The sequence below is a fragment of the Ensifer sp. ENS11 genome (assembly GCF_014851895.1).
Classification (GTDB): Bacteria; Pseudomonadota; Alphaproteobacteria; order Rhizobiales; family Rhizobiaceae; genus Ensifer; species Ensifer canadensis.
In genome coordinates, this window is sequence record NZ_JACVAN010000002.1 from 66568 (window position 1) to 93551 (window position 26984).

The window sequence follows — 26984 nt, forward strand, 5'->3', positions numbered from 1 at the left end:
GATATCAGGCGCTAAACATGAAATGTGGCCGCCCCGTGGTCATCGGACCATTTCGCGGGCGGCGCGCCTTGTCCGACGACAAGCGTCTCAGGAGCCCGGCGTCCAGGCGTCATAATCACCCGTTACGCGCGGACGCGCACCGGTACCGGCGATCGAACCCTGCGGCCGGTAAGCGTTGGCCGTACCAGTCGGGTTCGGACGATGTGGCTTCTGCCACTCGCGAGCGACGTATTTTTCGTCAGCCGGCGAAACGTCGGTGCGGTGATGCATCCAGCCGTGCCAGCCGGCCGGAATAGCAGAGGCTTCGGCATAACCGTTGTAAATCACCCAACGGCGCGTCCGGCCTTCGGAGTCCTTACCGCCCTGATAATAGACGTTGCCGAGCTCGTCTTCGCCGACACGTTGACCGTTACGCCAGGTATGAAACCGCGTTCCGATCGTCTGTTGGTTCCACCAGGTGAAAATCTGCAGCAGGAGCTTCATGGATGCCGTCCTCAACCGACCGTTGGGAAGGCGGCCGGATACCAAAACTATGTCCCCGCTTATGCCCCGCCACTCCAGGCTTGTCCAGTGATTCCGAGGCAAACACAGTCATTTCAGCGGCATGTGGAACCCGAAATGGCTGCGTACAAAACCGAGACGTTCGTAGAAGCGATGCGCGTCGGTGCGCGTCGCATTAGAGGAGAGCTGGACCTTTGCTGCCCCCTCCTCGCGCGCACGCTCGATCGCATGACGTATCATGCGTGCGCCTATGCCACGGCCGCGCATGTCTTTACGGGTTTGCACGGCCTCGATCAGCAGTCTTGGCGGGCCGCGTCCAGGAAGCGAGGTCAATAATGTTGCCTGGAAAGTGCCGACCACTTCTTCACCGAGGCGGGCGACATAAAGGGTTTGAAGCGGTGATGCCTCGATGCGCGCGAAGGCCGCGAGATAGTCGTCGAAAGCCTCCGGCTCGACCGTGTCACCGTGTCCGCCAACGTCGTCGGCGGCAAAGAGCGCGATGATCGCCGGTAGATCAGCCCGCTCGGCCTTGCGGATATCCAAGTCAGTCAGCGCGTGCATGTTTTCCTCCGGGCGTCACCATCAGCACCGAGCATCAATCATCAGAAGGCTAGCGTTTCGCGACAGCCAACCCTAACCGCGCGATCTTCCCCGGAGGAAGGCGACGGCCGCTAACCTCAGAGGAACGACGGCGTCAGACCAACGGTTTTTCGAGGATGAGTGCCAGAAGCCCCGACTGGTCGTCGCCGCAATCGCTGGTTTGACCGACTTCGGAAAAGCCGTGAGTCCGGTAGAATGCGAGGGCATGAAGGTTCTGCGGCTCGACCTCGACCCGCATGCGCTCGGCATCCGGGAAGCAGGTTTCGAGTTCGGCGAAAATGTCGCGGCCGATGCCCTGCCTCTGCAGTTTCGGCAGGACGTAAAGCTGGTGGAGCACCACGGTCTTCTTCAACGTATCTGACATGGACGCATAGCCCATGCCGCCAATGCTGCGACCATCGTCGGCAACCAGGAATTCCGCGTCCTTGCGCTCTAGCCGGACCTTGAGCGCCGGTAGCGAATGCCAGCGGCCCGTCAGTTCGTTGACCTTCTCGACGCCATAGAAGGTGTCATAGGTCGCGTGCCACGTCTCGACGAGCAGCGCGCGAACCTTTTCCAGATCGCGCTCGCTCGCCGTGCGGACGAAGAACATCGTTTATTCCTCGATGCCGAGCTTGGCCTTGACCAGTGCCTGAACGGCCTGCGGATTAGCCTTGCCGCCGGTCGACTTCATCACCTGGCCGACGAACCAGCCAGCGAGCGAAGGCTTTGCCTGCACCTTGGCAACCTGGTCCGGGTTGGCGGCGATGATCTCGTCGACCGCCTTCTCGATGGCGCCGGTGTCTGTTACCTGCTTCATGCCACGCGCTTCAACGATCTCGGCAGGATTTCCGCCTTCGTTCCAGACGATTTCGAAGAGGTCCTTGGCGATCTTGCCGGAAATCGTCTCCGCCTTGATGAGATCGATGATGCCGCCGAGCTGGGCAGGGGAAACCGGAGTCTCTTCAATAGCTTTGCCGGCTTTGTTCAAGGCGCCGAGCAAGTCGTTGATGACCCAGTTTGCAGCGATCTTGCCGTCACGGCCTTCGGCCACAGCCTCGAAATAGTCGGCAATCGACTTTTCGGAAACGAGCACCGAGGCGTCATAGACCGACAGGCCCATGGCGCTGACAAAGCGTTCCTTCTTGTCGTCAGGCAGTTCCGGCAGGTCGGCTTTCAGCGCATCGACGAAGGCCTGGTCGAATTCGAGCGGCAGCAGGTCCGGGTCCGGGAAGTAGCGATAGTCGTGCGCGTCTTCCTTGGACCGCATGGAGCGTGTCTCGCCCTTGTTCGGGTCGAACAGGCGCGTTTCCTGGTCGATAGAGCCGCCGTCTTCCAGAATTCCGATCTGACGGCGCGCTTCATATTCGATCGCCTGACCGATGAAGCGGATGGAGTTGACGTTCTTGATTTCGCAGCGCGTGCCAAAACCTTCGCCGGGGCGACGGACCGAAACGTTGACGTCGGCGCGCATCGAACCTTCGTCCATGTTGCCGTCACAGGTGCCGAGGTATCGCACGATCGAACGCAGCTTGGTCATGTAGGCCTTGGCCTCGTCGGACGACCGCATGTCGGGCTTTGAGACGATTTCCATCAGCGCCACGCCGGAGCGGTTGAGGTCGACATAGGACATCGACGGATGCTGGTCGTGCATCGACTTGCCGGCATCCTGCTCGAGATGCAGGCGCTCGATGCCGATCTCGACGTCTTCGAACTGGCCCTGGCGATCAGGCCCGACGGAAATGATGATCTTGCCTTCGCCGACGATCGGATCCTTGAACTGCGAGATCTGATAGCCCTGCGGCAGGTCGGGATAGAAGTAGTTTTTGCGGTCGAAGATCGAGCGGTTGTTGATCACGGCCTTGAGACCGAGGCCGGTGCGGACCGCCTGCCTGACGCATTCCTCGTTGATGACGGGCAGCATGCCAGGCATGGCCGCATCGACAAGCGACACGTTGGCGTTCGCCGGCTTGCCGAATTCGGTCGATGCACCCGAGAACAGCTTCGAATTGGAAAGCACCTGGGCATGGACCTCCATGCCGATGATAACCTCCCAGTCGCCAGTGGCGCCAGGGATGAAGCGTTTGGAATCGGGAGTGCGGACGTCGACAATGCTCATATCATGCTCTTCTTTGAAGCCTGAATTCTTGGTTTCTCGGTAGAGCAATTGCCGCAATGGTGCAAGTTGTTAGGCGCGATCAGCCGCCCCGCGATGACGTGGCGCACGGTTTAACCGCCGCTTAGCGGTCGCTATGGCAAAAGGTGGACATGGCCCTCACCGCTGCCAGTCTCCTGTGTTTCCTTGTCGCGATCAACATCACGAGCTTCTGCCAATTCTGGTACGACAAGCACGCGGCGCGATCAGGCTGGCGCCGCATCAGCGAGCGGACGTTGCTGCAATCGGCATTTTTCGGCGGCAGCATCGGTGCGATGGCCGGTCGCCAGGTCTTCAGGCACAAGACACGCAAGGAGCCGTTTCGAACACATCTCATTCTGATCGTCCTGTTCCAGATGATTGTGGCGGTTGCCTGCGCAATCTTTGCGAGCGGATATATTGACGCTTTCGTCGGTCTCTTCTAGGAAGCGTTCGTTCGAATGGAGTTTTGATGTTCACATCGTCTGAGTCCCGGTAAGGGCCCCTGCCCGCTTTCTCATAGATTGCGCGCACGGGCCGGAAACGTAACCCCGCTTTTCCCAAGATTTGCGGAACGTTTTTCTGCGTTCTCACGAACGCTATTCCGGAACATTCAGATATGGATATCTCACGCGCTGAGCAGCGCATTCTTCATCATTTGGCCCAAGGCGGCCGTATCGAAATTACCCGCGACGACAAGACGATCATCGACATCAGATGCTTCACGCGCGACGGATGGGTCTATCCGGGCTTCGACCTCGAACTCTTCCGCAAGCTGAAGCGCAAGAAAGCGATCTCGTCATCGGCCGGCAAACCCTATCGCATCACCGAGCGGGGCTTGCGCCTGGTCCGGTCGGAACTCAACAATCGCTGATCGGCGAAACCATGAGGATGCCGGGTATCGCCCGGCATTTTCTCCAGCCCTTACGGTATGCCGCGATTAGGGATCGTATCTCTTATCACCTAGCGGCCGTAAAGGCCGAGATCGGTAACAGCAAGCGGCTTGCCCAGCCCGATGTACTCGACATCGCGATCAAGCTTGGGCGCATAGGAGGTCGACAGCCAGGTGACCCCGTAGCCGTGTTTGCGGAAGAAGCCGATGGCTGCTGTGTTCTTGGCGTGCGTCTTGGTTTTCGCTGCGTCGAAGCCGTCGTTTGAGATGCGAAGCTCAATGTCGGCGAGCAGACGACCGCCGAGCCCCCGCCTCTGGGCTTCCGGCTCGATCCACAGATCGGAGATCATCTCGTCGAAGTTCTCGCGAGCGGCCCAGCCACGCGGCCGGCCATCAACTTCGATCAGCGAAACGGAGAGCCAATGATTGGCAAGAAAATCGCCAAAGGCGTTCTCCGCCAGGCGCCTCATCCGACCGACATCGGCAAGGCCGACAATCGCCCCTTCCCAGGCGCGAAGGCCTACGGCCGTGAGAGCACCAACCTCATCCTCTCGAGCATGACGGATCACGGGCATGGCGCGGCCCCCCTCTCCGCGTCACTGAAGCGTCGCGCGTCATGTGTGACGCGTCAAGGACGCTGGCTGACACACCAGTCGCGGCGATCGCGGCGCAGCACGCTTGCGGTGCTGCGCCGTTAGCGTTTTACCACCACTTGGTGGGCGCGAAACGACCGGCTGCCTGCTCGATCACATGGGCGGTCTTGAAGAGGGTCTCTTCCTCGAACGGCTTGCCGATCAGTTGCAGACCAAGCGGCAGGCCCTTGTGATCGACGCCGCCGGGAACGGCGATGCCCGGCAGGCCGGCCATGTTGACCGTCACCGTAAAGATGTCGTTGAGGTACATCTTGACCGGATCCGATGCGAGATCCTCGTCGGCGATGCCGAACGCGGAGGACGGTGTCGCCGGCGTCAGGATCGCGTCGACGCCCGCATGGAAAGCGAGTTCAAAGTCGCGCTTGATCAACGTGCGAACCTTCTGGGCGCGCAGGTAGTAGGCGTCGTAATAGCCGGCAGAAAGCACATAGGTGCCGATCATGATGCGGCGCTTGACCTCCTGGCCGAAGCCGGCTGCGCGGGTCTTCTCGTACATGTCGACGATGTCCTTGCCGTCGACGCGCAGGCCGTAGCGGACGCCATCGTAGCGGGCAAGATTCGAAGACGCTTCGGCCGGAGCGACGATGTAGTAAGCCGGCAGCGCGTATTTGGTGTGCGGAAGCGTGATGTCGACGATCTCGGCACCGGCATCCTTAAGCCAGGCGATACCCTGCTGCCACAGGGCTTCGATCTCTTCCGGCATGCCGTCTACCCGGTATTCGCGCGGAATACCGATCTTCATGCCCTTGATCGACTGTCCGATCGAAGCTTCGTAGTTCGGCACCGGCAGATCGACGGAGGTCGTGTCCTTGGCGTCGACGCTTGCCATCGACTTCAGAAGGATCGCGGCGTCGCGCACGTCACGGGCAATCGGGCCGGCCTGATCGAGCGACGACGCAAAGGCGACGACGCCCCAGCGCGAGCAGCGGCCATAGGTCGGCTTGATGCCGACGGTGCCGGTGAAGGCGGCCGGCTGACGGATGGAGCCACCGGTATCGGTTGCGGTCGCACCGGCGCACAGATGCGCGGCGACGGCAGCGGCCGAGCCGCCCGACGAGCCGCCCGGGACCAGATCGAGGTTGGAGCCCTTGGCGCGCCAGGGGTTCTTCACGGCACCGTAGTAAGAGGTTTCGTTGGAGGAGCCCATGGCGAACTCGTCCATGTTGAGCTTGCCGAGCATCACGGCGCCGTCGTTCCAGAGGTTCTGGGTCACGGTCGATTCGTAGCGCGGGGCGAAACCATCGAGAATGTGGCTGCAGGCCTGCGTGTGCACGCCTTCGGTACCGAACAGATCCTTGATGCCCAGCGGAATGCCTTCGAGCGCGCCGGCCTTGCCGGCCGCGATGCGCGCGTCCGATGCCTTGGCCATTTCGCGCGCCTTGTCCGGCGTGACGGCGATATAGGCATTGATCGCTTCATTGGCGGAATCGATCGCCGCGATATAGGCGTCGGTCAGTTCAACGGCGGTGATTTCCTTGGCGACAAGCTTGGTGCGGGCTTCGGCGATCGTAAGGCTGGTGAGTTCGGTCATGATGAAATCGGACTTTCGCAATCAGGGACGCCGGGCGCAATCAGGGACGCCGGGGCGGCAGGTGGTCGGATTATTCGACGACCTTCGGGACGAGGAAAAAGTTGCGATCGGTATTGGGAGCATTGGCAACGATATCGTCGGCCTTGCTGCCATCGGACACGACGTCAAGGCGCTTCTTCATGTCCATCGGCGTCACCGACGTCATCGGTTCTACGCCATCGACATTCACTTCGGAGAGTTGCTCGACGAAACCAAGGATGCCGTTGATTTCGCCCACCATTCGCGTGGCTTCATCTTCACTGACGGCGATGCGGGCGAGGCGCGCGACGCGCTTCACGGTGGCAAGGTCTACGGACATGGTCGTCTCCGGTATCTGGAACTTTCCCCCGCTATAATGGTGCGCGGCGAGGCGCGCAACGGGGGAATCGCCCGATCGCTCGCCTGCCGCGGTGCTGACGGCCTTCGCCGTCAGACGGTCACTACGCCACCGACGGCCGGTGTTGCCACTTTGGTCGAGGCGCTGTCCATGCCGACGACGAAGTTTTCCGGCGTCTGATCGATGATCGGGAAGGATCCGTAGTGGCAGGGAATGGCGGTCGAGAACTTGAAATAGCGCTGGCAGGCAAGTGCGGCCACGGCGCCTCCCATGGTGAACCGGTCGCCGATTGGAACGAGGCCGATCTCCGGCTGGTGCAATTCCTCTACCAGAGCCATGTCCGAAAAGATGTCCGTGTCGCCCATATGGTAGAGCGTCGGTTCATCCTCGAAATGCAGAACGAGGCCGTTAGCACTGCCGAGCGAATGCGAAACGCCGTCTTCGGTAATCTGTGCCGAAGAATGCAGCGCATTGACGAAAGTGGCGGAAAAGCCGGCGAGATGAATGGTGCCGCCGGTGTTGCCCGGCTCCATCGCCGAAACGCCCTGGCGCCCAAGCCACATGCAGAGATCGAAGTTCGCAACGACCACGGCTCCCGTTTCCTTGGCGATTGCGACGGTGTCGCCGACATGATCGCCATGACCGTGCGTCAGCAGAATATGGGTGAGCCCGGTCGTCACCTCCTTGCGCTCGCTGTCGAGGAAGGCCGGGTTGCCGGTGAAGAAGGGATCGATCAGGATCTTCGACGTTGCCGTTTCGATGTGGAAAGCGGAATGGCCGAGCCATTTGATCTTCATGACATTCTCCCAGATGATTTGCGCCTTGGACCAGCTATATGGAACGGATCGAACACCTGCAAAGATCGAATCGGCAAATCAAATGACAATTCTGACCATCGAAGAGCTCGCGAGCCAGCTTCAGCCCAACCAGGCCATCGCCGGCCTCGATCTCGGCACCAAGACGATCGGCATCTCGGTGTCCGACCTTGGACGCCGGATCGCAACGCCGCGCGAGGTGATCCGGCGGGTCAAATTCGGCATCGATGCGGTGACGCTTCTGGCAGTGGCCGAGAAGGAACGGGTTGCGGCCCTTATCATCGGCCTGCCGGTCAACATGGACGGCAGCGAAGGGCCCCGGTGTCAGGCGACCCGCGCTTTCGTGCGAAACATGGTCGAGAAGACGCCCCTGCCCTTCGTCTACTGGGATGAGCGGCTTTCGACCGTCGCGGCCGAACGGGTGCTGATTGAAATGGACGTATCACGCAAGAAGCGGGCCGAGCGCATCGACTCGGCTGCCGCATCCTTCATTCTTCAAGGGGCGCTCGACAGGCTGGCGTCCCTTGCCAGGGACGGCGCTTCGGCCGACTGAGCGGCCACTGCACCAAAGCAGCGGCGATACCAGACTGCAAGCTCACGACGCTTGCGGAAGGCGATGATGCCGAAAACGATGAAGCTGTCGACAATGATGGCGCGGGCGACGAGCGGCGGAATGCTTTCCGGCGGAATGCCGAGCACGTTGCCGTAGACCTGGAAGACCAGGTCATGGGTCTGGCGCGTCAGCATGAAGAATCCGAAGCTCATGTCGTAGTAGGAAAGGCCGTACCAGGCGGCCAAAAACATGACGGGGCATGCCCACAGGATCAGAAACCACTTCATGCGGCCCCCCTTTCCGATATGCGTCGATAGAACAATGGATAGATCGCGCGGTCTGCCAGTACCAAGGCAAGCAGAACCATTGCGGGAACCACGATATCGAGCGCCAGTCCGGCGAAAAACATCATCATGATGATCAAAAGACCAGTTCTCACCGAACCGCTCCCTTCCGGATCTCTTTGCGTTACCCAACCACTGTCCACGCTCGCCGGCGGTCACGCAATGTAAACCACTTGTTAAGGTTAATTTTCACAGGCTCCTGTCCGACTGCAGCCAGCCCGACCCGCCAAGGCGCTGCAAAGCTTGAAACGCACGGCGCGATTTCGTCTTAAATTGATTCCGGCTCGAGGGATTATGCAGTAACGGTGGGCTCCTCTCCCGCTCAGGCCCCGTCATGATCATCGTCTTTGAAAGTATCCTTCCCATCTTCCTTCTGGTGCTGCTCGGCGCATGGCTGAAACGCACGACGCTGGTCGATCAGAACCTTTGGCTGGGCCTCGAACAGTTCGGCTATTACATTCTCTTCCCCGCCCTCTTGTTCTCCACGCTGGCCCAGGCCGATTTTTCCGGCATGAAGGCGGACGCCACGGCGATCGCCACGATCGGCAGTGTCAGCCTGATGTCGATCTTTGTCCTCTTCCTCTGGCCGCTGTTTCGAAACAGAGAGGTTTCGGGCGCCTCCTTCACCTCGGTCTTCCAGACGGCGACGCGGTGGAACGGCTTCATGGCACTGGCGATCGCACAGAAACTCTATGGACCGATCGGGCTGACGCTGACGGCGCTGGTGATGACCCTCGTGATCATCCCGATCAATCTCTACAACGTCGGCGTGCTGGTTTGGTTCGGGGGCGGCAACCGGGATTTCCGGCGTTTCTTTGCCAAGATCGCTACCAATCCGTTAATCGTCGCATCGGTGCTGGGCATCGTGTTCAACCGGATGGGCATAACTGTCTACGGGCCGGTGATGACGACCATCGACATGCTGGCAAGCGCCTCGCTCAGCCTCGGGCTCGTTATGGTCGGTGCCGGATTGCGGGTGTCGGACGCACTGAAGCCGAGTGGATCGGCGATGTTGGCAGTCTTCCTGAAGCTGATCATGATGCCGGTGTTCATGGTGGGTGCCAGCTTCCTGCTCGGCATCCGCGGCGATGCGTTGTGCGTCATTGCGCTCGGCGCTGCCGTTCCGACCGCGATGAACGGCTATCTGCTCGCCAAACAGATGGGCGGCGACGCAGAGCTCTACGCGGCGGTGGCGACGGTTCAGACCGTCGTCTCCTTCTTCACGATCCCGCTGGTGCTGTCGGTGACCGCCTATGTGGCGGCCGGATAGAGCAGGTCGAGGATGTAGGCCGAATCGAAGCGCGAATCGAGCATGCCGTAGGTGGACCGCCAGCCGGCGGCAAGGCGCGATTCGAGGAAGGCGTCGGCGATGCGGCCGGCCCCGAGCCGATAGAGTTCGGCAGCCGCCGCTGCCAGAGCCAGTTGCTCGACCAGCATGCGGGCGGCCCCTTCGTCGCGCTCGCAGAGCGACATCGCCGCACGCAGCACGTCGATCGTCTTGCGACCGGCAGGCCCGAGATCGCGGCTCAGCACGGCAAACAGCTGTTCGAAGAGATCCTTGCGCTTAAGCAGAACGCGAAGCACATCCAGCGCCATGACGTTGCCCGAGCCTTCCCAGATCGCGTTGACCGGCGCCTCGCGATAATGCCGCGCCAGCGCCCGCTCTTCGACGTAGCCGTTGCCACCGAGGCATTCCATCGCTTCATAGATCAGCGCCGGGGCGATCTTGCAGCACCAGTATTTTGCGACCGGCGTCATGATGCGCGCATAGGCCGCCTCTTCGGCACTGCCGTGCGCCTTGTCGAAGGCATCGGCGAGGCGGAACGACAGGGCACTGGCGGCGGCGACGTCGAGCGCCATATCGGCGAGGACCCGGGTCATCATCGGCTGGCCGACGAGCGGCTTGCCGAAAACCTTGCGGCCACGCGTGTGGTGGACGGCCTCGGCGAGCGATGCCCGCATGATGCCGGCGGACGCCAGCGCGCAATCGAGACGCGTCAGCGTCACCATGTCGAGAATAGTGCGGATACCGGCATCGGGCGCGCCGAGCACGAAACCGAATGTGTCGGAAAACTCGACTTCGGAGGATGCGTTGGAGCGGTTGCCGAGCTTGTCCTTCAGGCGTTGGAAGCGCAGGCCGTTGGCGCTCCCGTCTTCAAGCAGCCTCGGTACAAGGAAGCAGCCGAGCCCGTCGCGGGTCTGCGCCAGCATGACGAAGGCGTCGCTCATCGGCGCCGACATGAACCACTTGTGGCCGTTCAGGCGGTAGATACCCTCGCCGACACGCTCTGCGGTCGAAGTGTTGGCGCGCACATCGGTGCCGCCCTGCTTTTCCGTCATGCCCATGCCGACGGTAACGGCAGACTTCTGCATCCACGGCTTGTTGGACGAATCGTATTTGCGCGACAGGATCTTCGGCGCCCATTCCTTCTGCACGGCGGGCGAGGCGGTGATCGCGGCAAGCGATGCACTTGTCATCGTCAGCGGGCAAAGATGGCCGCATTCCAGCTGGGCCGTCAGGTAGAAACGGATCGCCCGCGTCTTGTGCGACTGATTGCGCTCGTCAGGCAGGTTCTCCCAGGCGGATGCGTGCAGGCCCGAGGTCATGGAGCGTCGCATCAGCGCATGCCAGGCCGGATGGAACTCGACGACATCGAGGCGCTCGCCGCGTGGGCCATGCGTCTTCAGCTTCGGTACGCCTTCGTTCGCCATGCGCGCGAGTTCCTGCGCCTCCGGCGAGGTCACGTAGCGCCCGAGCGTACCGAACTCGTCGCGCAGGGCCTTCGGCATGCCCGACGTGATGTCCACGACCAGCGGATCGGAACGATAGGCATTGATGCCGGACCAGGGCTTGGGCTGGTTCAGCTCGGCGAGTTTCTGTTCGGTCCGGTTCATCTGATTCATGGGCCGGTTCTAGCGCAACTTTGCCGACCACGAAACGGGGCCAGGGAAAGATAGGATGCCGCACCCAAGTTTTCTGCGGAAGGGCCCGCGCAACGCTTGCCGTGCCGGGGGTCACGTCTTATAGAGCGAGCCACATTCCAGAGCGCAAGGGCGGCCCATGACCACTTTCCCGCATCGCCACCTGCTCGGCATCAAAGGTCTTACGGAGCAGGATATCACCTACCTGCTCGATCGTGCCGATGAAGCCGTCAAGATCTCCCGTCAGAGAGAGAAGAAGACGTCCACCCTTCGAGGGATGACGCAGATCAATCTCTTCTTTGAAGCGTCCACCAGGACGCAATCCTCCTTCGAGCTAGCGGGCAAACGGCTCGGCGCCGACGTGATGAACATGTCGGTCGGCAACTCGTCGGTGAAAAAGGGCGAAACGCTGATCGATACGGCGATGACGCTCAACGCCATGCACCCCGACGTGCTGGTCGTGCGCCATTCGTCCGCGGGTGCGGCCGCACTTCTGGCCCACAAGGTTTCCTGCTCCGTGGTCAATGCCGGCGATGGCCAGCACGAACATCCGACCCAGGCCCTGCTCGATGCACTGACGATCCGCCGCATCAAGGGCAAGCTCTCGCGCATCATCGTGGCGATCTGCGGCGACGTGCTGCATTCGCGTGTCGCCCGCTCCAACATCCTTCTGCTCAACCAGATGGGCGCGAGGGTGCGGGTCGTCGCACCGGCAACGCTGCTTCCCTCTGGGATCGCCGACATGGGCGTTGAGGTCTACCACTCGATGGCCGAGGGACTGAAGGATGCAGATGTGGTGATGATGCTGCGCCTGCAGCGCGAGCGCATGGCCGGCTCCTTCGTGCCTTCGGTGCGCGAATATTTCCACTACTACGGCCTCGATGCCGAAAAGCTCAAGGCAGCCAAGGACGACGCGCTCGTCATGCACCCGGGCCCAATGAACCGCGGCGTCGAGATCGCGTCCGAAATCGCCGATGGGCCGCAGAGCGTAATCGAGCAGCAGGTTGAAATGGGTGTCGCCGTGCGCATGGCGGTGATGGAAACGCTTCTTCTTTCGCAGAACCAGGGGCCGCGCGTATGACCAGACCGCTCGTTCTTAGGAACCTTCGCATCGTCGATCCGTCCCGCAACCTCGACGAAACCGGCACGATCATCGTCGGTGATGATGGCCGTATCCTGGCCGCAGGCAAGGATGCCCTCAATCAGGGAACGCCTGTTGGCGCCTTCGTCAAGGATTGCGACGGACTAACGGCCGTTCCGGGCCTCGTCGACGCGCGCGTCTTCGTCGGCGAGCCGGGCGCCGAGCACCGCGAAACGATCGAATCGGCCTCGCGCGCAGCAGCCGTCGGCGGTGTGACCTCCTTCATTTCGATGCCGGACACGGATCCTGTCATCGACGACATCGCGCTTGTCGAATTCATGCAGAAGACGGCCCGCGACAAGGCGCTCGTCAATGTCTATCCGGCGGCCGCGATGACCAAGGGTCTCGCCGGCGAAGAGATGACCGAGTTCGGTCTGCTGCGGGAGGCAGGTGCGGTCTGCTTCACCAACGGACGCAAGGCGATTCACGATACGCTGATGCTGCGCCGCGCCATGACCTATGCCCGCGAGTTCGGCGCGGTGATCGCGCTCGAAACGCGCGACAAGTATCTCGGCGCCAACGGCGTGATGAACGAGGGCCTGCTTGCCAGCTGGCTCGGTCTTGCCGGTGTGCCGCGCGAGGCGGAAATCATCCCGCTCGAGCGCGACCTGCGTATCGCCGGCCTCACCAAGGCCGCCTACCACGCCGCCAACATCTCGGTTCCCGAATCCGCCGAAGCCGTTCTGACCGCCCGCAACCGCGGCGCCAACGTCACCTGCGGCATCTCTATCAACCATCTGACGCTCAACGAGAACGACATCGGTGAATACCGGACCTTCTTCAAGCTCTCGCCGCCGCTGCGCCGCGAGGACGACCGCGTCGCGATGGCGGAAGCTCTTGCCAACGGCACCATCGACATCATCGTTTCCTCGCATGATCCGCAGGATGTCGACACCAAGCGCCTGCCCTTCTCCGACGCGGAAAATGGCGCGATCGGGCTCGAGACGATGCTAGCCGCAGCGCTTCGCCTGCATAACAGCGGCCAGGTTCCGCTGATGCGCCTCATCGACGCGATGTCGACGCGTCCGGCGGCGATCTTCGGGCTTGATGCCGGCTCGCTGAAGCCGGGTGCCAAGGCCGACATCACCGTCATCGATCTCGAAGAGCCTTGGGTCCTCTACAAGGAAGCGATCGTTTCACGATCGAAGAACACGCCATTCGAAAATGCGCGCTTTACCGGACGGGTTGTGCAAACCTATGTTGCCGGCAAGCTTGTGCATTCGGCATAAGCGACAGCAGTCGCGCGGGAGGAATCGGTGGATCTTTTTTCCTGGCAGCTTGGACTGCCTTCGACAGCCTTGAGCCTTGCCTTCGGCTATCTGCTCGGCTCGATCCCCTTCGGGCTGATCCTGACCCGCATGGCCGGCCTCGGTGACGTTCGCAAGATCGGCTCGGGCAATATCGGCGCCACCAATGTCCTGCGAACCGGCAACAAGAAGCTTGCCGCGGCAACCCTGCTGCTTGACGCCCTGAAAGGCACGGCGGCAGCCGCTATCGCATCGCTTTGGGGTGTCGAAGCCGGTATCGCCGCAGGTCTTGCCGCCTTCCTCGGCCATCTCTACCCGGTCTGGCTCGGCTTCAAGGGCGGCAAGGGCGTCGCTACCTATATCGGCGTGCTGCTGGGCCTCGTGCCCTGGATGGTTCTCGTCTTTGCGGCGATCTGGCTGGCGATGGCGAAAATTAGCCGTTACTCTTCGCTATCGGCGCTGGTTGCAACTGCAGTCATTCCGGTTGTACTCTACCTGACAGGACACGAGAAAGTCGCCCTGCTGTTTGCGGTCATGACCCTGATTACATGGGTGAAACATCGCGCCAATATCCAGCGGCTCATCGCGGGCACCGAAAGCAGGATCGGAGACAAGGGATAATGTTGAACGTCAGTGCAAAGCGAACCGGAGTTGCACTGACCGAACGACAGAAGATTTCCTGGCTGCGGCTGATCCGCAGCGATAATGTCGGCCCCGTAACGTTCCGCGATCTCATCAATCACTTCGGCACGGCTGACGCCGCACTTGACGCCTTGCCCGAACTATCGCGGCGCGGACGTTCCGCGTCGCCACTATCGCCGAAGCGGAACGGGAGCTCGAAATAGCGCACCGCTTCGGCGCGACCTTCGTCGGTATCGGCGAACCAAATTATCCTTTCGCCCTTCGCCAGATCGATGGCGCTCCACCGCTTCTGGCGGTCAAAGGCAACCTCGACGCCGCGGCACGATCGTCTCTCGGCATCGTCGGCTCGCGCAACGCCTCGGTCAGCGGTGCCAAGTTCGCAGCGATGATCGCGCGCGATGCCGGTCGTGCCGGTTATGTGATCACGTCAGGGCTGGCGCGCGGCATCGACACCGCCGCCCATCGAGCAAGCCTGGAAAGCGGAACGATCGCGGTGCTTGCGGGCGGTATCGACCGACCCTATCCACCGGAAAATGTCGGGCTGCTCAACGATATCATGTCAGGCCAGGGCCTGGCCGTGAGCGAAATGCCGTTCGGCTGGGAGCCGCGGGCTCGCGATTTCCCGAGGCGCAACCGTCTGATCGCCGGCATCAGTCTCGGCGTGGCGATCGTCGAGGCAGCCAACCGCTCGGGCTCACTGATCACGGCCCGCTACGCCGCCGATTTCGGCCGACTGGTATTTGCCGTTCCCGGCTCGCCGCTCGACCCACGCTGCCACGGAACCAATGATCTGCTCAAACAGGGCGCGATCGTCACGACGACGTCGGACGATGTTCTCGACGCCCTTGCGCCTCTCAGCCAATACAGGCTGCCCTTGGCGGCAGGGGCCGAAGAGCCCGGCCATGCAGCCCCGTCGAGACAGCCGGTGCCGCTCGCTGACGGCGACCGGGCAACGATCATCGACGCGCTCGGCCCGACACCGGCCGAAATCGACGATGTCATCCGCCACACTGGACAGCCTGCAGCGGAAGTCTACCTCGTGCTGCTCGAGCTTGACCTTGCCGGACGCCTCAGCCGCCATGCTGGCGGACTGGTGTCGCTCAATGCGGAGCAATAAAACTTCTTGTTTGCGCACGATCCAGTCGGCAACCGGCAACACAAAAGCACATTCGCAGATACGAAGAAAACACGAGCGACTCAATCGGAAAGAGATATAATTATCTATTCTCGCAATGGCTGCATAACGCAGCCCTGTCGCTATTTTGAATGAAACCCCTTGACCCCGCTCGAATCCCTGTCCATTTCGGGGCATCGATATTCGGCGATGCTCAGTGCAAACCGCGCTGACGCAGGACCAAACCCGGTTGTCTCAGAAAAATGACGATGAATGTTGTAGTGGTGGAATCGCCTTCGAAGGCAAAGACGATCAACAAGTACCTCGGCCCAGGCTACAAGGTTCTTGCCTCGTTCGGCCATGTGCGGGATCTGCCTGCCAAGGACGGCTCGGTTCGTCCTGACGAAGATTTTGAGATGTCCTGGGAGGTCGACGCCGCGTCGGCCAAACGCATGAAGGATATTGCCGATGCCGTGAAGGCAGCGGACGGCCTCATCCTCGCGACCGACCCGGATCGCGAAGGCGAAGCGATCTCCTGGCATGTGCTCGATCTTCTCAGGAAGAAAAAGGTGTTGGGTGACAAGCCGGTCAAGCGTGTGGCCTTCAACGCCATCACCAAGAAGGCCGTGCTTGACGCGATCGCCCATCCGCGTGACCTCGATATTCCGCTTGTTGATGCGTATCTGGCGCGCCGTGCACTCGACTATCTCGTCGGCTTCAACCTGTCGCCGGTACTTTGGCGTAAGCTCCCCGGCGCCCGCTCTGCCGGCCGCGTTCAGTCCGTCACGCTGCGGCTGGTCTGCGATCGCGAAGCGGAAATCGAACGGTTCATCTCCGAAGAATACTGGAACCTGTCGGCGCTCTTGAAGACGCCGCGCGGTGACGAGTTCGAGGCACGGCTCGTTTCGGCGGACGGAAAGCGACTGGCTCCACGTGCGGTCGGCAACGGCGAGGAAGCCAACCGGCTAAAGACCCTGCTCGATGGCGCAACCTATGTCGTCGACAGCATCGAGGCAAAGCCGGTCAAGCGGAACCCCTCGCCGCCATTCACCACTTCGACGCTACAGCAGGCTGCGTCATCGAAGCTCGGCTTCTCCGCCTCCCGCACCATGCAGGTTGCGCAGAAGCTCTATGAAGGTGTTGATATCGGCGGCGAAACCGTCGGTCTGATCACCTACATGCGTACCGACGGTGTGCAGATGGCGCCCGAATCGATCGAGGCCGCACGTGAGGCGATCGGCAGCCAGTTCGGCAACCGCTACCTGCCGGAAAAGCCACGCCTCTACTCTACCAAGGCGAAAAACGCCCAGGAAGCGCACGAGGCCATTCGCCCGACCGACTTCAACCGGACGCCCGACCAGGTCCGCCGCTTCCTCGACGGCGATATGCTGAAGCTTTACGATCTTGTCTGGAAGCGCGGCATCGCCAGCCAGATGGCGTCTGCCGAGATCGAACGTACGACCGCCGAGATTACCGCCGATAACGGTGGCAACAAGGCTGGCCTGCGCGCCACCGGTTCGGTCATTCGTTTCGACGGCTTCATCGCCGCCTATACGGACGCCAAGGAAGACGGCGAGCAGACCGATGACGGCGACGAAGATGGTCGCCTGCCGGAGATCAACGCGCGCGAAAGCCTGGCAAAGCAGAAGATCAATGCTTCGCAGCATTTCACCGAGCCGCCGCCGCGCTACTCGGAAGCAACGCTGATCAAGAAGATGGAAGAGCTCGGCATCGGCCGTCCATCGACCTATGCCGCGACGGTAACGACGCTGCTCGACCGCGACTACATCACCAACGACAAGCGCAAGCTCGTGCCCCAGGCCAAGGGACGGCTCGTCACGGCGTTTCTCGAAAGCTTCTTCACGCGCTACGTCGGGTACGACTTCACGGCGTCGCTCGAAGAAAAGCTCGACCAGGTCTCGGCTGGCGAGGTCAACTGGAAGGACGTTCTTCGCGACTTCTGGAAGGATTTCTTCGCGCAGATCGAGGAAACCAAGGAACTGCGCGTAACCAACGTGCTCGACGCGCTGAACGAGGAACTGGCACCGCTGGTGTTCCCCAAGCGCGAAGACGGCAGCGATCCGCGCATCTGCCAGGTTTGCGGCACCGGCAAGCTGTCGCTGAAACTCGGCAAGTACGGCGCCTTCGTCGGCTGCTCGAACTACCCCGAGTGCAACTTCACCCGCCAGCTTTCGTCCGACGGCAACAGCGATGCCGAGGCTTCGGTCTCGAACGAGCCGCAGGCGCTCGGCAAGGATCCGCACACCGGCGAGGAAATCACGCTGCGCAGCGGCCGTTTCGGTCCCTATGTCCAGCGCGGCGACGGCAAGGAAGCCAAGCGTTCGAGCCTGCCCAAGGGCTGGACGCCATCCTCCATCGACCATGAGAAGGCCGTCGCCCTGCTCTCGCTGCCGCGCGATATCGGCGCGCACCCCGAAACCGGCAAGATGATCTCGTCGGGTCTTGGCCGCTACGGACCCTTCGTGCTGCATGACGGCACCTATGCGAACCTCGAATCGATCGAAGACGTCTTCTCGATCGGTCTGAACCGCGCCGTTTCCGTGATTGCCGACAAGCAATCCAAGGCCGGTGCCGGTCGTGGCCGTGGCGCCGCGGTCGCGCTGAAGGAACTGGGCGACCATACGGAAGGCGGCGCAATCACCGTCCGCGACGGCCGCTACGGGCCCTATGTCAACTGGGGCAAGATCAACGCGACCTTGCCGCAAGGCAAGGATCCGCAATCGGTAACGGTCGAAGAGGCGCTCGCCCTCATTGCCGAGCGTGCAGCCAAGAGCGGCACCGGCAAGGGCAAGGCGACGAAGGCAAAGACGACGAAGTCTTCCAAGGCTGCGACAGACGGCGCCACCAAGAAGACGACCAAGGCCAAGGCGCCTGCCAAGGCAAAACCAAAGACGGCCGCGAAGGCCAAGAAGGACTGACCTTGACCAGAATACCGCGCGACCCGACCGAAAGATCCGGAAAAGGCTCCGGCAGGAAAGAGGGCCGCGCGGCAAAGGCCGCGCCGGCGTCGGAGAAAACCTCGATCATCCACGGTGCGGTTCCCCCGCGCGATGTGCTGATGCGCTTCATCGCCGAGAATCCGGAACGCGCCTCCAAGCGAGAAATTGCCAAAGCATTCGGTCTCAAGGGCGACACGCGCGTCGAACTCAAGGCGCTGCTGCGTTCGTTGGAAGCAGACGGGCTGGTCGAGAAGAAGCGCAAGTCGCTCGTGCGTCCGGGCGCCCTTCCCCCGGTTACCGTGCTCGATATCACCATGCGCGACGTTGACGGCGAACTGATCGGCCGCCCGGCCGAATGGCTGGATGACGATGGCGTCGCACCGGCAGTGCTGATCAAGCAGTCGACTGTCGGCAAGGACAAGGGCAAGACGCCGGTCGGCGGCCTCGGCGACCGCGTGCTTGCAAAGATCTTCCCGGCCAAGGACCGTGGCGGCCCAGCCTATACCGCACGCATCATCAAGGTGCTCGACAAGCGCCGGGACGCCGTCCTCGGCGTCTTCCGCGCCACGCCGGGTGGCGGCGGGCGCCTGATGCCGATCGAAAAGCGCGGCGAGGAAATCCTTGTTGATCCGGACTTCGTCGGCGACGCCAAGGACGGCGATCTCATCGAAGTCCAACTGACGCGCCTTGGCCGCTACGGCCTGCCGCGCGCTCAGGTTCAAAACGTCGTCGGTTCGGTCGCTTCGGAAAAGGCGATCTCGATGATCGCCATCTATGCCCACGGCATCCCGCACGTCTTTCCGGAACGCGCTCTGAACGAAGCGGAAGACGCCGGCCCGGCCACCATGGCGCATCGGGAAGACTGGCGCTCGCTGCCGCTGATCACCATCGACCCGGCCGATGCGAAGGACCACGACGATGCTGTTCACGCGGAGCCGGACCCGTCGGAGGACAATCCGGGCGGCGTCATCGTCACCGTCGCGATTGCCGACGTCTCCTGGTACGTCCGGCCGAAATCGGCACTTGACCTCGAAGCGTTGAAGCGCGGCAACTCGGTCTATTTCCCGGACCGAGTCGTTCCGATGCTGCCGGAGCGGATCTCCAACGACCTCTGCTCGCTCAAGGAAGGCGTCGACCGGCCGGCGCTCGCCGTGCGCATGCGCTTTTCCAAGGAGGGCCGCAAGGCGGGCCACACCTTCCATCGCATCATGATGAAGAGCGCGGCCAAGCTTTCCTACCAGCAGGCCCAGGCCGCCATTGACGGCAATCCCGACGACAAGACCGGCCCGATCCTCGACACGATCCTGAAGCCGCTGTGGGAGGCCTATCGCACGCTCACGCGCGGTCGTGACCGCCGCCAGCCGCTCGAGTTGAACATGCCCGAGCGCAAGATCATCTTGAAGCCCGACGGCACCGTCGATCGCGTCTTCGTGCCGGACCGCCTCGACGCGCACAAGCTGATCGAAGAAATGATGATCCAGGCGAACGTCGCCGCCGCCGAGACGCTCGAGCAGAAGCGCCAGGTGCTGATCTACCGGGTGCACGACCAGCCGTCGCTGGCCAAGCAGGAGAGCCTGCGCGAGTTCCTGGCCACGCTCGACATCGCGCTGGTCAAGGGCGGCAACATGCGCTCGAACCACTTCAACGGCATCCTGTCCAAGGCCGAAGGCAAGCCGTTCGAAACCATGGTCAACGAGATGGTGCTGCGCTCCCAGAGCCAGGCGATCTACAGCCCTGAGAACATCGGCCATTTCGGCCTCAACCTGTTGAAATATGCGCATTTCACTTCGCCGATCCGGCGCTACGCCGATCTGATCGTGCACCGAGCGCTGGTCGCCTCGCTCGGTCTTGGCGAAGGCGGTCTCACGCCGCAGGAAGAGGCGGTGCTCGACGATATCGCCGCTGAGATCTCGACCTTCGAGCGCCGGGCCATGGCCGCCGAGCGCGATACTGTCGACCGGCTGATCGCCCATCATCTGAACGGCCGCATCGGCGAGGAATTCGAAGGCCGTGTTGCCGGCGTCACCAAGGCGGGACTTTTTGTCACCCTGCCGGCCTATGGCGCCAACGGGTTCGTACCTATATCTACGCTCGGACGAGACTACTTCATCTATGATGAAGCGCATCAGGCCCTTTCCGGCGAAAAGACCGGTCTCGGCTTTCGTCTCGGCGATCAGGTGCAGGTCAAATTGGTCGAAGCCGTACCGCTTGCCGGCGCGCTTCGCTTCGAGATGATCAGCGAAGGACGGAAAATGCCGACCGCCACGCGCTCCTTCCACAAATCGGGGCGTCGTGATCGCTCGAGCCCGCGCAAGACGCCGGGTACACGACCGCCGCGCGGAAAGCGCTAGAGCATGTCGCGCAAAAGTGTTCATCGCTTTTGCGATGACAGCATGCGCAAAAACAAGAGCTTAAAGCGCAGCAAGCGGATCTGAAAGATCGCGATGCGCTTTAGGCCACGACATGTGGCCGGCGGCTTCGACAAGGAGAGAATGCAGATGATGGCAACGGACAAGGAAACGCTTCACCTCGGTGGTCATGCAGCCGATGAACGTCCCGTCGGTCGATCCATGCGTCGCGGCTTTTTCGGCACGTGCCCGGCCTGTGGCAGCGGCAAGCTCTTCCGCAGCTATGTCAAAGCCGTCGATGCCTGCGCGGCCTGCGGCGAGCGTATGGACCACCAGCGCGCCGACGACTTTCCACCCTATATCGTCGTCACCATCGTCGGCCATCTGGTGCTTGGCGGCTACATGATGACCGACTTGATCCTGCCGCTGACGACGTGGCAGCACCTTGCCATCTGGACGCCGATTACGCTGATCAGTTCGCTTGCGCTGCTGCAGCCGATCAAGGGCGCTGTCATCGGCCTGCAATGGGCGCTGAGGATGCACGGCTTCGGTGGACAGGAGGACACGCCCGAGGACGTCCTGCCTGTGCGAGATCCCTCCGCATGACGTCAGGACGCGAAAGCGTCACCTTGGCCCCCGACACGCCTGAGCGGCGCGCAAGGCCGCGTGACGCAGCGTCGATCATGCTGCTCGACCGCTCCGGCGACGGCGTACGCGTGCTGATGGGCCGGCGCAGCAGTGCGCATGTCTTCATGCCCGATCTCTATGTCTTTCCCGGCGGGCGCCGAGACCCGACCGACCATCGCCTCGCGTTCTCCAGTGATCTCAACCCCGCCGTCCTGCAGGCGCTGAAAAGCGTCCGGGGGGCACCCGTAAGCGACTCTCGTGCAAGAGCACTGGCGCTGGCGGCGCTCCGAGAACTCTACGAGGAAGCCGGTGTTCCCTTGGGCACGCCGCATGCAAAGGCGGAAGCGCCACTGCCCTTTCTTCCAGATCTCGCAAACTTGCGCTATATGGCTCGGGCCATTACTCCTCCGGGACACTCGAGGCGGTTCGATACACGCTTCTTCGCGATCTTCGCGGACGAAGCCGAAGTCGATACATCACGGGTTCTGGAAAGCCGGGAGCTCCAGGATTTGCAGTGGATCGATGTCAACGACCTCCCCTCGCTCCGGATACCGGAGATAACCGCAATCATCCTTTCGGATTTGAGAAGCGGCCTTAACACGGACCCGACGCTACCCTATGAGCGCTCCGTGCCCTTCTATTTCGCGCGCCGTGGGCGGCTCATCCGCACGCTTCTCTAAGGACCACCGTCGCATGTCACAGCCGACGCCCGGGTGCCCAGCACCGGTTGAGGAAATTCACTGGCCGTCGCTGATCGCGGCGGTCTCCGCCATCAGCGCCGTCGGCATCGCCATCGGCCTCGGCCTACCGCTGCTTTCGAGCATCATGGAGAACCGCGGCATCTCGTCGACGCTGATTGGTCTCAATTCGGCGATGGCCGGCGTGGCCTCCATGGTCGCGGCTTCCTTCACGACCAAATTCGCCCATCGCCACGGTGTTGCGCCGACGATGCTCTGGGCCGTCCTGCTCGCCGCAATCAGCGCCTTCGGCTTTTACTACATTACCAACTTCTGGCTCTGGTTTCCGCTGCGGGTCGTCTTCCATGGCGCCATTACCGTACTCTTCATCCTCTCCGAATTCTGGATCAACGCCACCGCCCCGCCAGCGAAACGGGGCTTCGTCCTCGGCATCTACGGCACGGTTCTATCCCTCGGCTTCCTGAGCGGGCCGCTGCTCTTCTCGATCCTCGGCAGCGAGGGTGTCTTGCCCTTCGTGGTCGGCGCCGGTGTCATTCTGCTCGCGGCCGTGCCAATCTTCCTCGCGCGGGACGAGAGCCCTGTCATCGACGAAAAGCCCGACCGCCATTTCATGCGCTACATCTTCCTGGTGCCGACCGCGACCGCCGCCGTCTTCATCTTCGGCGCGGTCGAATCGGGCGGGTTGTCGCTCTTTACGGTCTACGGGACACGATCGGGGTTCACCGAATCACAGGCGGCGCTGCTGCTGACCGTGATGGGCATCGGCAATTTCATCTTCCAGATTCCGCTCGGCATGCTGTCAGACCAGATCAAGGATAAGCGCACATTGCTGACGGCCATGACCGTTATCGGCCTCATTGGCGCCCTCTGTCTGCCGATGCTGGTGGAAAGCTGGTTCCTGATGGCGATCATTCTGTTGTTCTGGGGGGGCTGCGTCTCTGGTCTCTACACGGTCGGCCTCAGCCATCTCGGCTCGCGCCTGCAGGGCTCCGACCTTGCCGCGGCCAATGCGGCGTTCGTTTTCTCCTATGCGGTCGGCACGGTGGCCGGGCCGCAGGTGATCGGCGCATCGATGGATGTGGCTGGCAACAACGGTTTTGCCTGGGCGATTGCCGGGTTTTTCGGCCTTTACGTCGCGCTTTCGGTTGTAAGGATCGTTTTGAATCCAAAACGGTCTTGACTTTTCGGCCGCGATTTGTAGTTTCGCGCCAACCTTGCCCGTGGCCCGCAACCGGTTGTCCACGGCTTTCAATTTCATAAAGGCAGGACGACCATGGCAAAAGCCACCACCATCAAGATCAAGTTGCTGTCGACAGCCGACACGGGTTTCTTCTACGTCACGACCAAGAACAGCCGTACGATGACGGACAAGATGACCAAGACCAAGTATGATCCGGTCGCCAGAAAGCACGTCGAGTTCAAGGAAACCAAGATCAAGTAAGATCTGACGTTTCGTGGGATCAAGGGGCGCCAACCGCAAGGTTTGGCGCCCCTTTCCGTTGGTGCGCCAAGAAGCGGCCGCCGACTGTTCGGAGGCCGTCCCGCCTGCGTGTGCGCACAGGCAAGAATCAAAAAGCGCTGTCCCTTCCGGAACAGCGCTTTGAATGGGGGTCGGCTGGCTACTGACCGCGGCACGAGGATTCCGCAGGTGTCAAAAGCCAACCGACCGACCCCACGACCCAGGAGATGCGGCGGACCTGAGCATCATGGGGTAACCGAAGCTGATGGAAGCTATGCCCCCGCATTTATCAGCATCACCTGAAAATAGAAAAAAATCAATGAATTCTTAATGCGCGAAGCGGTGTCGCTCGGCGCATGGTTAATTCCGTATCACATCGGCACATGTAAATGCTTGCGCGCCGCCGCTACCAAACCCCTCGGTAGCATCGTTGCGGCGGAGAATACAACTTTAAAGGCATATCGCAAGAGGGATCCGGAATTTCATCAAGCCACCAGCAGGTGGTGACAGGCTCGGTTCTTTCCGTCAGGCTGCAGCCGCCACCACTCTGTTGCGACCCTCGTTCTTCGCCTGGTAGAGCGCCATATCTGCGCGCTTCAGCAAAGCTTCTGTCGTGTCGCCTTCCAGTTTCAGGCCGGCAATGCCCATGGACGCGGTGATGACCAGCGCGCCGTCCGCATGCGGTATCGAGAATGGCTGACTCTCGATGATATGCCGCAACCGCTCGGCAACGGCGGCCGCCATCTCCGGCGGTGTGTCGGGCATGACCACGACGAACTCTTCGCCGCCAAAGCGGCAGGCCAGATCGGCGCCGCGGACGGTGGAGCGGATGCGGTTGGCAAATTCGCGCAACACCTCATCACCAACATCGTGACCATAGGTGTCGTTGACCTGCTTGAACCGATCGATGTCGGTCATGCAGATCGACAACGGGCGACCGCGTGCTCCCGCACGATCGAGCAGCAGCTTCAGATGATTGTCGAGATAGCGGCGGTTGTGCAGCCCTGTCAGGCCATCGGTGACCGCCAGCTCGATCGTCTGCTGCACGCTCTTTCTCAGCATGTCGTTGCAATGCTTGCGCCTGATCTGGGTCAACGAGCGGGCAACAAGCTCATTGGGATCAACCGGCCGGATGATGTAGTCGGTAATACCGAGATCGAGCGCACGCACGATCATCTCGTCATTGCCCTGCTCCGTGATCAGCAGGATCGGAATGAAACGTGTGCGCTCCAGCGATCGCAACTGCGAGCACAATCGCAAGGGATCGTAATCGTCGAAGTTGGCGTTGACGATGACGAGGTCGAAATTGTTCTCGGCCGCCTCGAACAGCGCCGCCTGCGGGTCGGAGATAACAGAGACATCGGCAATCGGCTTGAGCGTGCGCTGCAGCCGCTCCTGAGAGGAGCCGCGGCCATCGACCAGGAGGATATTGCCCGGCTCGTCCGGACGGTCCTGACGGGCCAGTTCCTGCAGGCCGATAGTCTGCGCCGTCTGGGCCCGCAGCCGCAATTCGTCGCTGACGTTCTTCAGGCGGACGAGGCTCTTCACCCGCGACATCAACTGAAGATCGTTGACCGGCTTCGTCAAGAAATCGTCGGCGCCGGCCTTTAACCCGCGAACCCGATCGGACGGCTGGTCGAGTGCCGTCACCATGACGACGGGAATATGTGCTGTGCGTGCATTGGCCTTCAGACGTTCGCAGACCTCGAAGCCGTCGATGCCGGGCATCATGATGTCGAGAAGCACCAGGTCGACCGGTGTCGTCTCGCAGAGCGTCAGCGCCGTATGGCCATCACCCGCCGTCAGCACATCGAAATACTCAGCGAGCAGACGCGCTTCGAGAAGCTTAACGTTGGCAGGCACGTCATCGACAACAAGAATGCGCGCAGTCATATCAATTTTCCCGCCAGTTAGGCATCGCCAAGGTAGGTCTTGATCGTCTCAATAAACTTTGGCACAGAAATCGGTTTTGAAACATAGGCTTCGCATCCGCCCTGACGGATACGTTCCTCGTCGCCCTTCATGGCGAAGGCAGTCACGGCGATCACCGGGATGACGTGCAACTCATCGTCTTCCTTCAACCACTTCGTGACTTCGAGCCCGGAGACCTCCGGCAGCTGAATGTCCATCAAAATCAGATCGGGGCGATACTTCCGCGCCAGCTCGAGCGCCTCCATACCGTTGCGCGTCTGGATCGTCGCGTAGCCGGAAGCCTCAATCAGGTCTCGGAAGAGCTTCATGTTCAGCTCGTTATCCTCAACAATCATTACCTGTTTGGGCATGTCGATCCCTTGCTGTCCGTCGTCTTCTTGCAAGTCTTCTCAAGACATCTAAGTTGCAGAACCAACGACTCGACCCATTTCCTCAAGTTCACCGATAAACCTATTTGGTTGAAAAATAGGTAATTCCGGGCGTAAAAACAGTAGGAGGCCAAGACATTGAAGAGCGCCGACGAAATCGCCATCGACATTCTCTCCTGGCTTGCCGGCGAGCCGGACCTGCTGTCCCGATTTCTGGCGCTGACCGGCACGGACCCGTCCTCCCTGCGCAACGCGATCGGCGAGCCGGGCTGCATGGGTGGGCTCATCGCCTTTCTTATGGACCACGAACCAACGTTGATCGCTTTCTGCGATGCAACAGGGACAGCCCCGCAGGATGTCGTGCGTGCGCATGAGAAGCTTTCCGGCGCCGCCGATCTGCAGGACAGCTGAGCTTGAGCAACACCGTCTTCGAAGATGAAATCCGCCTTAGCAACCGCCCGCTTGTTATCAGCGACATCGATGAAGTCGTGCTCGAATTCCTGGATCCATTCCGGTCCTTTCTCGAAAGCCGCGACCACGTCCTCTTGCCGCGCTCCTTCCGGCTGACCGGCAACATCATCCATCGCGCAACGGAGCGGGCAGCGAGCGAGGCTGACGTCAAGGACATGCTCGATGCCTTCTACGCCACGCAGGATCGCTGGCAGACGCCGACTGCCGGCGTTGTCGAGACTCTCCGTGAATTGTCCAAGCAGGCTGACATCGTCTTCCTGACGGCCATGCCACCGCGCCATGCGGCCGCGCGTCGTGCTCTGCTCGACCGGCTCGATCTTCCCTATCCACTGCTCGCATCCGAGGAACCCAAAGGGCCGATCGTTCAGCGCCTGCATGCCGGACGGGCGCTTCCCGTTGTTTTCATCGACGATATCGCGCGCAACCTGCAATCGGTGCAGGAGCACGCGCCATCCTGCCTGCTGATCAATCTGATGGCGAACGCCGAGTTTCGGGCGCTCGCGCCTCAACCGGCGGACTGCGTTCACATTGCTAGCGACTGGGTCGACGCTGCGAATGCCATTCGCGCGCATTTCCAGCGATAGCGGCACCCGGACCAGCAGATCGAGACCTGCAAGACGACGCGCAAAATCCGACCAGCGGCTTGGCGTCGGCAACCTGACATGCAAGGCAATTTC

Annotated in this window: 28 protein-coding genes and 1 pseudogene; 16 read left to right on the plus strand and 13 right to left on the minus strand. The window is 61.5% G+C overall.

The window, feature by feature from the left end; translation table 11 throughout:
• Window positions 1-87: 87 nt before the first annotated feature.
• The 4 genes from IB264_RS04410 to gatB all read right to left on the minus strand — a co-directional run bounded on the left by IB264_RS04410 (window position 88) and on the right by gatB (window position 3199).
• Complete coding sequence (locus IB264_RS04410; protein WP_025426633.1) at window positions 88-483, minus strand: NADH:ubiquinone oxidoreductase subunit NDUFA12; 396 nt, start codon at window positions 481-483, stop codon at window positions 88-90.
• 108 nt (window positions 484-591) lie between these two features.
• A complete protein-coding gene (locus IB264_RS04415) occupies window positions 592-1062 on the minus strand; it encodes a GNAT family N-acetyltransferase (RefSeq protein ID WP_192433199.1) in 471 nt (156 codons plus the stop codon).
• A 133-nt stretch (window positions 1063-1195) separates the two neighbouring features.
• On the minus strand, window positions 1196-1693 hold the full coding sequence (locus IB264_RS04420; protein WP_025426631.1) for a GNAT family N-acetyltransferase: 498 nt from the start codon (window positions 1691-1693) through the stop codon (window positions 1196-1198).
• Window positions 1694-1696: 3 nt separating this feature from the next.
• A complete protein-coding gene (gene gatB, locus IB264_RS04425; protein ID WP_025426630.1) occupies window positions 1697-3199 on the minus strand; it encodes an Asp-tRNA(Asn)/Glu-tRNA(Gln) amidotransferase subunit GatB in 1503 nt (500 codons plus the stop codon).
• Between the two features lie 149 nt (window positions 3200-3348).
• Here gatB and IB264_RS04430 point away from each other — a divergent pair, with 149 nt between their 5' ends.
• Window positions 3349-3660: a DUF1294 domain-containing protein gene (locus tag IB264_RS04430; protein ID WP_025426629.1), complete on the plus strand. Its 312-nt coding sequence runs from the start codon at window positions 3349-3351 to the stop codon at window positions 3658-3660.
• A 173-nt stretch (window positions 3661-3833) separates the two neighbouring features.
• Window positions 3834-4088 carry a YjhX family toxin gene (locus IB264_RS04435; RefSeq protein WP_025426628.1) on the plus strand — a complete coding sequence of 85 codons (255 nt, stop codon included), beginning with the start codon at window positions 3834-3836 and terminating at the stop codon, window positions 4086-4088.
• A gap of 89 nt (window positions 4089-4177) precedes the next feature.
• On the opposite strand, the gene IB264_RS04440 is transcribed toward IB264_RS04435, so the two are convergent.
• The 4 genes from IB264_RS04440 to IB264_RS04455 form a co-directional block, all read right to left on the minus strand.
• Complete coding sequence (locus tag IB264_RS04440) at window positions 4178-4681, minus strand: GNAT family N-acetyltransferase (protein ID WP_025426627.1); 504 nt, start codon at window positions 4679-4681, stop codon at window positions 4178-4180.
• 127 nt (window positions 4682-4808) lie between these two features.
• Window positions 4809-6290 (minus strand): Asp-tRNA(Asn)/Glu-tRNA(Gln) amidotransferase subunit GatA, encoded by a 1482-nt coding sequence (gene gatA / locus IB264_RS04445; protein WP_025426626.1) that lies wholly within the window; start codon window positions 6288-6290, stop codon window positions 4809-4811.
• Between the two features lie 70 nt (window positions 6291-6360).
• The gene (gene gatC / locus IB264_RS04450) at window positions 6361-6648 is read right to left on the minus strand and encodes an Asp-tRNA(Asn)/Glu-tRNA(Gln) amidotransferase subunit GatC (protein ID WP_025426625.1); all 288 of its coding nucleotides are present in this window, start codon (window positions 6646-6648) and stop codon (window positions 6361-6363) included.
• A gap of 110 nt (window positions 6649-6758) precedes the next feature.
• Window positions 6759-7463, minus strand: coding sequence for a metal-dependent hydrolase (locus IB264_RS04455; protein ID WP_025426624.1), 705 nt, complete (start codon window positions 7461-7463; stop codon window positions 6759-6761).
• 82 nt (window positions 7464-7545) lie between these two features.
• Between IB264_RS04455 and ruvX the strand changes: the two genes are divergently transcribed.
• Window positions 7546-8034, plus strand: coding sequence for a Holliday junction resolvase RuvX (gene ruvX, locus IB264_RS04460; protein ID WP_025426623.1), 489 nt, complete (start codon window positions 7546-7548; stop codon window positions 8032-8034).
• Here ruvX and IB264_RS04465 read toward each other — a convergent pair.
• The gene (locus tag IB264_RS04465) at window positions 7977-8321 is read right to left on the minus strand and encodes a DUF6105 family protein (RefSeq protein ID WP_025426622.1); all 345 of its coding nucleotides are present in this window, start codon (window positions 8319-8321) and stop codon (window positions 7977-7979) included. The two genes, ruvX and IB264_RS04465, sit on opposite strands and share 58 nt — an antisense overlap.
• Window positions 8318-8473, minus strand: a complete 156-nt coding sequence (locus IB264_RS04470; protein WP_156407888.1) for a hypothetical protein — start codon at window positions 8471-8473, stop codon at window positions 8318-8320. Before IB264_RS04470 ends, IB264_RS04465 begins: the two co-directional genes overlap by 4 nt.
• A 239-nt stretch (window positions 8474-8712) precedes the next feature.
• Here IB264_RS04470 and IB264_RS04475 point away from each other — a divergent pair, with 239 nt between their 5' ends.
• Window positions 8713-9648, plus strand: a complete 936-nt coding sequence (locus IB264_RS04475; RefSeq protein WP_025426621.1) for an AEC family transporter — start codon at window positions 8713-8715, stop codon at window positions 9646-9648.
• Here the strand turns inward: IB264_RS04475 and IB264_RS04480 are convergent.
• Window positions 9630-11282, minus strand: coding sequence for an acyl-CoA dehydrogenase family protein (locus tag IB264_RS04480; protein WP_025426620.1), 1653 nt, complete (start codon window positions 11280-11282; stop codon window positions 9630-9632). The two genes, IB264_RS04475 and IB264_RS04480, sit on opposite strands and share 19 nt — an antisense overlap.
• A 157-nt stretch (window positions 11283-11439) precedes the next feature.
• Here IB264_RS04480 and IB264_RS04485 point away from each other — a divergent pair, with 157 nt between their 5' ends.
• From IB264_RS04485 to rpmG, 10 genes and pseudogenes are all read left to right on the plus strand, one after another.
• A complete protein-coding gene (locus IB264_RS04485) occupies window positions 11440-12381 on the plus strand; it encodes an aspartate carbamoyltransferase catalytic subunit (protein ID WP_025426619.1) in 942 nt (313 codons plus the stop codon).
• The gene (locus IB264_RS04490; protein WP_025426618.1) at window positions 12378-13670 is read left to right on the plus strand and encodes a dihydroorotase; all 1293 of its coding nucleotides are present in this window, start codon (window positions 12378-12380) and stop codon (window positions 13668-13670) included. Before IB264_RS04485 ends, IB264_RS04490 begins: the two co-directional genes overlap by 4 nt.
• A 27-nt stretch (window positions 13671-13697) precedes the next feature.
• A complete protein-coding gene (gene plsY / locus IB264_RS04495; RefSeq protein WP_025426617.1) occupies window positions 13698-14309 on the plus strand; it encodes a glycerol-3-phosphate 1-O-acyltransferase PlsY in 612 nt (203 codons plus the stop codon).
• A pseudogene (dprA, locus tag IB264_RS04500) lies at window positions 14309-15447 on the plus strand (DNA-processing protein DprA). The gene plsY and the pseudogene dprA overlap by 1 nt, the downstream one beginning before the upstream one ends.
• A 266-nt stretch (window positions 15448-15713) precedes the next feature.
• Complete coding sequence (gene topA, locus IB264_RS04505; RefSeq protein WP_025426616.1) at window positions 15714-18383, plus strand: type I DNA topoisomerase; 2670 nt, start codon at window positions 15714-15716, stop codon at window positions 18381-18383.
• Between the two features lie 2 nt (window positions 18384-18385).
• Entirely contained in the window at window positions 18386-20755 is a 2370-nt protein-coding gene (gene rnr, locus IB264_RS04510) for a ribonuclease R (protein WP_025426615.1), read from the plus strand.
• Window positions 20756-20896: 141 nt separating this feature from the next.
• Entirely contained in the window at window positions 20897-21358 is a 462-nt protein-coding gene (locus tag IB264_RS04515; RefSeq protein WP_107027590.1) for a DUF983 domain-containing protein, read from the plus strand.
• Window positions 21355-22059, plus strand: a complete 705-nt coding sequence (locus IB264_RS04520) for an NUDIX hydrolase (RefSeq protein ID WP_025426613.1) — start codon at window positions 21355-21357, stop codon at window positions 22057-22059. Before IB264_RS04515 ends, IB264_RS04520 begins: the two co-directional genes overlap by 4 nt.
• 13 nt (window positions 22060-22072) lie before the next feature.
• On the plus strand, window positions 22073-23257 hold the full coding sequence (locus IB264_RS04525) for an MFS transporter (RefSeq protein WP_025426612.1): 1185 nt from the start codon (window positions 22073-22075) through the stop codon (window positions 23255-23257).
• Window positions 23258-23350: 93 nt separating this feature from the next.
• Window positions 23351-23518: a 50S ribosomal protein L33 gene (gene rpmG / locus IB264_RS04530; RefSeq protein WP_007626161.1), complete on the plus strand. Its 168-nt coding sequence runs from the start codon at window positions 23351-23353 to the stop codon at window positions 23516-23518.
• Window positions 23519-24061: 543 nt separating this feature from the next.
• Here the strand turns inward: rpmG and IB264_RS04535 are convergent.
• Entirely contained in the window at window positions 24062-25429 is a 1368-nt protein-coding gene (locus IB264_RS04535; protein WP_025426611.1) for a PleD family two-component system response regulator, read from the minus strand.
• Window positions 25430-25446: 17 nt separating this feature from the next.
• Complete coding sequence (locus tag IB264_RS04540) at window positions 25447-25818, minus strand: response regulator (RefSeq protein ID WP_025426610.1); 372 nt, start codon at window positions 25816-25818, stop codon at window positions 25447-25449.
• Window positions 25819-25974: 156 nt separating this feature from the next.
• Between IB264_RS04540 and IB264_RS04545 the strand changes: the two genes are divergently transcribed.
• Entirely contained in the window at window positions 25975-26247 is a 273-nt protein-coding gene (locus tag IB264_RS04545; RefSeq protein WP_025426609.1) for a DUF3572 domain-containing protein, read from the plus strand.
• Window positions 26248-26249: 2 nt separating this feature from the next.
• Complete coding sequence (locus IB264_RS04550) at window positions 26250-26891, plus strand: hypothetical protein (protein WP_081788849.1); 642 nt, start codon at window positions 26250-26252, stop codon at window positions 26889-26891.
• The last annotated feature ends 93 nt before the right edge of the window (window positions 26892-26984 follow it).